Origin of the sequence: Chryseobacterium sp. S0630, from assembly GCF_024158915.1 — a bacterium.
Taxonomy (GTDB): domain Bacteria; phylum Bacteroidota; class Bacteroidia; order Flavobacteriales; family Weeksellaceae; genus Chryseobacterium.
The window spans coordinates 100,110-106,498 of sequence record NZ_JAMZGF010000011.1; the positions used below are offsets into that span (position 1 = coordinate 100,110).

Below are 6,389 nucleotides of genomic sequence, written 5' to 3' on the forward strand. Positions count from 1 at the left end.
GAAAATCCTCACAATACGCTCTACAACGGCAAAGAATAATAAAAACCAATATATAGTATTGAATAAATACCCAATTGTACCATGAAGAAAACTATTATTTCGTTATTCACAGCATTTTCTATTATAGGAATTTCGGCGCAGGAAAAGTCTTATTTTTTATCAAGTCCTTCATTGAGTCCTGATGGAAAAACAGCTTACTTCTCTTATGACGGTGACATCTGGAAAGCAGATTCCAATGGAGGAAATGCTTCAAGAATTACCGCACTGGATGGAGAAGAAATCAACCCCCGACTTTCTCCGGATGGGAAATGGCTTGCATTCAGTTCTAACCAATACGGAAATTATGATGTTTATCTAATGCCCGCAGGAGGCGGAACCATCAAGCAGCTGACTTTCCATACCGGAAGAGACGAAATGGAAAGTTGGGCATGGGACAGTAAAACGATTTATTTTACTTCCACCAGAAATAATAATTTCGGAAGTTTTAAAACCACAATTGAAGGAAAAACTCCAGAAAAACTTTTCAATAATTACTTTAACTATACCAATGGACTTGTGGAAACTCCTGCAGGAGAATATCTTTTCACAAGCTCATCTGAAAGCGCCCATCAGGTACAGAGAAAACGTTATAAGGGAGAAAATAATCCTGATATTCTCGGATACAATCCAAAAAGCAATTCTTTCAAACAGTACACCAACTATGAAGGAAAAGATTTCAATCCAAGTGTAGATAAAAATGGTATTATCTATTTTATTTCTGATGAGAACAATGGAGAATACAATCTTTATAAAATTGAAAATGGTAAAAAAACTGCTTTAACGCAATTTGATACTTCTATTAAAAAACCTTTTGTTTCAGCCGACGGATCCAAAGTTATTTTTGAAAAGGATTATCAGCTTTATACTTATGATGTAGCCTCAAAAAAAACAACTCTACTCAACATCAGTCTGAATACCAATAAAACCCTGGAAAAAGCTCAGAATTTCAATGTGGAAAATAATATTTCCTATTATGATGTATCTCCGGACGGTAAAAAAATGGCATTCATAAGCCGTGGTATCATATTCGTTTCTGACATTGAAGGAAAGTTTGCCCAGCAGGTTTCTGACGGTAAAGAACGTGCTATGGAAGTAAAATGGCTGAAAGACAACCGTACTTTACTTTACAATCAGACTTATAACGGATATCAAAACTGGTTTACGATTCAGGCAGACGGAAAAGGACAGCCAAAGCAATTAACGGAAGATTTACGAAATAACCGCAGCATCACCCTGAACAACGACCTTTCAAAAGCCGTTTACTTAAGCGGAAGAGATGAAGTAAGATTATTGGATTTAAAAAGTTTAAAATCCACTACCATTGTAAAAGATGAAATCTGGGCATTCCAAAACTCAAGACCTTCTTTCTCGCCAAACAATGAATATGTATTATTTTCTGCAAAAAGAAACTTCGAACTCGATATTTTCATCTATAATATCAAAAAAGCACAGACTTTAAACCTTACCAACACTGGAGTTTCAGAGGAAGATCCTGTGTGGTCTCCAAACGGCAAGTATATTTATTTCGCAAGTGACAGAACCAATCCGTCTTACCCTCTAGGCATGCAGAAATCTAACATTTACCGCATGGCTCTGGATTGGTTTGATGAACCTTTTAAATCTGAAAAATTCGACAGTCTTTTCACTGAAGAAAAGAAGGAAACAAAATCTTCGGATAAAGAAAAGGATAAAGATAAGAAGGACAAAAAAGGGGAAGACAAGGATAAAGAGGACAAAGAGAAAAAAGAAGAAAAAGAACCGGTAATCAAAGAGCTGAAAGTAAATCCTGAAGATACCCTGGACAGAATTGAACTGGTAACCGACCGATATGGATATCAGGATGATCCGACCGTTTTTGCCGATGATAAAAAAGAGATTCTATTATTTAATTCTAATCAGGATAATGGAAAAAGACAACTATACAAAAAGGTTTTCACCGATTTTGAGCCTGCCAAATCTGAAAAAGTATTTGATAAAGCAGCTTATTATTTAACCAAAAATGAGAAAAACCTATTCGCTCTGATAGAAGGTAATATCTACAAAACAACTGTTGCTGCATTAAAGCCTGAGAAAATCAATATCCAATATAGCTTTGATAAAGATCTGGCATCAGAATTTACTCAGATGTATGCTGAAGCATGGACAGGTGTGGAAGAAAACTTCTACGACGAAAAATTCCATGGTATCGACTGGAAAGCCAAAAAGGAGCAGTATGCAAAGTATCTTCCGTATGTAAATAACAGAAATGATCTGCGAATTTTATTGAATGATCTTCTGGGTGAGCTTAATTCTTCACATACCGGATTTTCATCTACTGGAAAAGAGGAAACTGTATTCCTGAACTATTTCACCAACGAAACCGGAATTATCTTCAAAAAAGACCAGCCTTACACGGTAGAAAGCATTGTAAGAAAATCTCCCGCTTACCGTTCAGGAGTTGACATCAAACCCGGAGATCAACTGACTTCTGTAAACGGAAAAAAGATTGATCAAAACGAAAATATCGAAACCTATTTCACAAGCCCTAAAAAACAGGATGAACTTGTTCTTACCTTCAACCGTGATGGTAAAACTGTAACAACCAAAGTACATCCGATTTCTAATGGGGAATTAAAAGGGTTGCTTTACGATGATTGGATCTATAACAATCATCAGCGTGTAGACAAGCTTAGCAACAACCGTATTGCCTACTCTTGCATGAAAAACATGTCTACTGATGAACTGGACCGATTCCTTCTGGATATGGTAGAACAGGAGAACAGAAAGGACGCTGTTATTCTCGATTTACGCTACAACACAGGTGGAAATGTTCATGATAAAGTATTGAATTTCCTTTCTCAGAGACCTTATCTGCAATGGAAATACCGTGAAGGAAAAATAACCACACAACCGAACTTCGCTCCTTCCGGAAAACCTATTGTTCTTCTGATCAACGAAGCTTCATTAAGTGATGCTGAAATGACAGCAGCCGGGTTCAAAGCTCTAAAGCTGGGTAAAATTATCGGTCAGGATACTTATCGATGGATTATTTTCACTTCAGCAAAAGGGTTGGTAGACGGATCTTCTTATAGACTTCCTTCATGGGGAACTTACACATTAGACGGGCAGAACCTGGAAAAAACAGGTGTAAAACCTGATATTTATGTTAAAAATACCTTTATGGACCGTCTTCAGAACAATGATCCACAACTGGAAAGAGCTGTTCAGGAAATTCTTAAAGATTTAAAGAAATAAATAGAGTCCTGTAAAACTGCAGACAAATATATCTGATGCTGAAATAGCGGTTATTTTCACCGTTATTTCAGAACCAGATTAAAGCTAAAAACCCTGAAGATGTAAGTTATTATTCTAATTAAACCATTTTGGCTTCTATATTTCTAAGAATATTTCTGGAATCAATTTAAAAAGACAAAATATTTCTTATTGAATTTCAACACATTTAGTCAAAAATCATCAAGAATAAAGGATAAAACTTGCTTGGTACGGATATTCCTATTATATTTGCACCACTTAAAACAAAGGAAATTCCTCCTTAGCTCAGTTGGTTAGAGCATCTGACTGTTAATCAGAGGGTCGCTGGTTCGAGCCCAGCAGGAGGAGCCACATTATCAAGGAGTTACGATATTTAATTATTGTAACTCTTTTTTATTTGCACAAAATTTGCATAAAAATTCAGCATTTTTAATATCTTTTTCCACACCCGATTTGCATAACCCTTGCACAAAGTCCAAAATTTCAATTTAAAACTTCCAAGCTATAAAACACCAACAAGTTTTAATAAACAGCCTGAAAATACTATCTAACACTGTCAAAACTCTCACTTATATCAAACACAGGTAGAAATAGAACTAAAACCCACAAATAACCACTGATAAAAACAAAAACACATTCCAAGACCGCACAAAACAAAAAAAAACTATCTAAAAAAGCTGTATAGTAATCTCTATATATTCTATAAACACAAACCAATTTAAACCCACTAATTGAGTAAAAATAAATCCAACCAAAATGAAAAAATACACAACTTAAAATATAATACGACACGTTTTGTCGCTTTATAGGTATACATTTGCATCAAAGTAGTAAAGAACAAATAAAAAGATATTTCCACTTTATTAGGACTTAATTATTGAATTTATATCTTTGCCGCCAAGAAAACTAAATAACTTTTAAATTTTTACACATAAATGAAAAACAAATTTATTGTGAGGTTACTCTCTTTGGTAACTATTATGGTCTTGTTATATTCCTGTAGGAATGAACTAACATCAGAACAAGAAACCTACAACAACAGTAGTCAATTCAAACCAACATCTAAAACAATTAGTTTAGAACAAAGCAAACACAAATTAATTCTTAAAACTGAATTACAAAAAGCACAAGGCAATTTACAAGAAATCAAAACCAACTCATCTGGCAAATCAGTTGATTATGCAAATGGTGTTTCCATTGACACAGATAATGTAACTTACATTGAGGTTGGACCCACTTTCCATACCTACACATTTAATCTAGTTAGAGAAAATGCTTCTGAAAATGCACCATTAGAAAATTTGGTATTATCTTCGCTACCTGACGGAACTTATAAAGAACTTTTAGTAACTTACAATTTTACATCAGAGGAAAAAAAAGATTTACTTGCTGGAAAATTTGTGAAAACAGCTGGCAAAGGTACAGCTATTGAACTAACAAAAGGAACTTATGGAGGTGTGATTTCTAATAGAAGTATGGGAGGTTCCGAATCCTGCTCTTACCAAACGGTAGATATGGTTTTTTCCTGCTATACAGGCGAGCATCATTCAGGTAACGAAAGCACATGGGGTGGATGTAATTGGCAGAATGCTGATGGAGGTTATCCTCCTCTACACATTACTACAGTTGCATTAGTTTGTACAGCAAGTACAGCCTTAGGAGATGACGGCGCACCAGGAGGTGGAACAGGTTCTGGTGACGGAGGAGGTTTAGGAAGTGGACCAAACGAAGGAACTCCTACAATACCAACGCTACCGCTTCCAAGAAACACTCCTTGTGGAAAAATAAAGGTTCAAAGAAGAAATGTTGACTTTTATGGTAAAATGAATGTGTTAGAATCTAATACGGGTTTAAAAATGGAAACTGGATTTATACAAAGAAACGATGGTAATTACGAATATAAAGACAATGCCACTGCTAATGAGACTAGTAATTCATTAGGACTTCCTAATGCTAGTTTACCAGAAAATAAAAATATTAAAGGGTATATGCATACGCATGTAGATGATTTTACATATTATGATACTACAGAAGGGGCAGATGCTACAAGATATGGTATAAAAATATTTTCTCCTGCTGATGTAAGTTATTTTATGGATATGATAAAAAATGCAAAAGATAACTTCAATGATTTAGGAGAAGTTTATGCTGTAATGGTTTCAAGTTCGGTAAATTATCAAATTCGTTTTACTGGTAACGAATATCAGATTAAAACTTTCACCGATGCTGATGCTATAGCTTTAAAAAAATCTTATTTTGAATTTATGAGAAGTAGAATAGGTAAACAGAAACAACTAGAGTTAGGCTTTCTTCAATTCATAAATGACAGAATGAATTTAAAAGGAGTAAGTTTGTATAGAATGAATACAGATGGAACAACCACAGAAATTAACCTTAATGCTGATAAAACAGATACAACAGAAACAAATTGTCCAAACTAAAAAAAAATTTTATGAAATACTTATTTTTTACTTTAATCTTTTTTACTATTTCTTGTAACGCACAAGTAATTTCTTTAGAAGAAGCAGCTCAATGTCTAACAAATCCTAATTGTCCAAACTATAATTATGAAAAAGATATTAATAATTCTTTAAATAAATATATCAGTACATGGAAAGGGACTTATAATGGAAAAACCTATGAGATTCAGCTCAAAAAAGGCATTTATGAGGAGATAGGTATAAGAAGAGATAAATTAATTGGTAGAATGAAAGTAACTGATGCTAACGGAAATATAATTTATAATTCTTTTAACGAAACTAATGATACAACGATTAAATTTAATGGCCTAGGATTTCAAAAAGATTTAAAAGCATACATGATGTACTTTATTGGCAATAGTGAATTTGCTTGTGGTGAACAAGGTATTGTTTATTTAAGAATTAAGCCAGAAACACCAAATAAAATGAGTATACTTATGTTGCAAGATGCCGATATTACTTGGGGAGAATGTCCACCTAGTTATCAACCCACTATACCTTATAAAAAATCAATATCTTTAGTAAAACAATAGACTAAAGATGGTAGTATCTCACTAACTGTGTAAGTTAAAAAGTTATTCTGGAAAATTTTGAGCCCTTATAGCTCAAAAAATTTTA

Annotated in this window: 3 protein-coding genes and 1 tRNA gene; all 4 read left to right on the top strand. The window is 34.0% G+C overall.

The genetic code is table 11. From position 1 onward, the window contains the following. Positions 1–81 precede the first annotated feature (81 nt). The 4 genes from NK356_RS07590 to NK356_RS07605 all read left to right on the top strand — a co-directional run bounded on the left by NK356_RS07590 (position 82) and on the right by NK356_RS07605 (position 6,304). Entirely contained in the window at positions 82–3,273 is a 3,192-nt protein-coding gene (locus NK356_RS07590; RefSeq protein WP_253316623.1) for a S41 family peptidase, read from the top strand. A 292-nt stretch (positions 3,274–3,565) separates the two neighbouring features. Then, positions 3,566–3,642: transfer RNA gene (locus NK356_RS07595), tRNA-Asn, on the top strand. A gap of 584 nt (positions 3,643–4,226) precedes the next feature. Further along, on the top strand, positions 4,227–5,732 hold the full coding sequence (locus NK356_RS07600; protein WP_253316624.1) for a hypothetical protein: 1,506 nt from the start codon (positions 4,227–4,229) through the stop codon (positions 5,730–5,732). An 11-nt stretch (positions 5,733–5,743) separates the two neighbouring features. After that, positions 5,744–6,304: a DUF6705 family protein gene (locus NK356_RS07605; RefSeq protein ID WP_034692755.1), complete on the top strand. Its 561-nt coding sequence runs from the start codon at positions 5,744–5,746 to the stop codon at positions 6,302–6,304. The last annotated feature ends 85 nt before the right edge of the window (positions 6,305–6,389 follow it).

Excerpts from the sequence above, each read along its gene's own strand:
- NK356_RS07600 (WP_253316624.1), top strand. The coding sequence starts at position 4,227 with ATGAAAAACAAATTTATTGTGAGGTTACTCTCTTTGGTAACTATTATG.
- NK356_RS07590 (WP_253316623.1), top strand. The coding sequence starts at position 82 with ATGAAGAAAACTATTATTTCGTTATTCACAGCATTTTCTATTATAGGA.
- NK356_RS07605 (WP_034692755.1), top strand. The coding sequence starts at position 5,744 with ATGAAATACTTATTTTTTACTTTAATCTTTTTTACTATTTCTTGTAAC.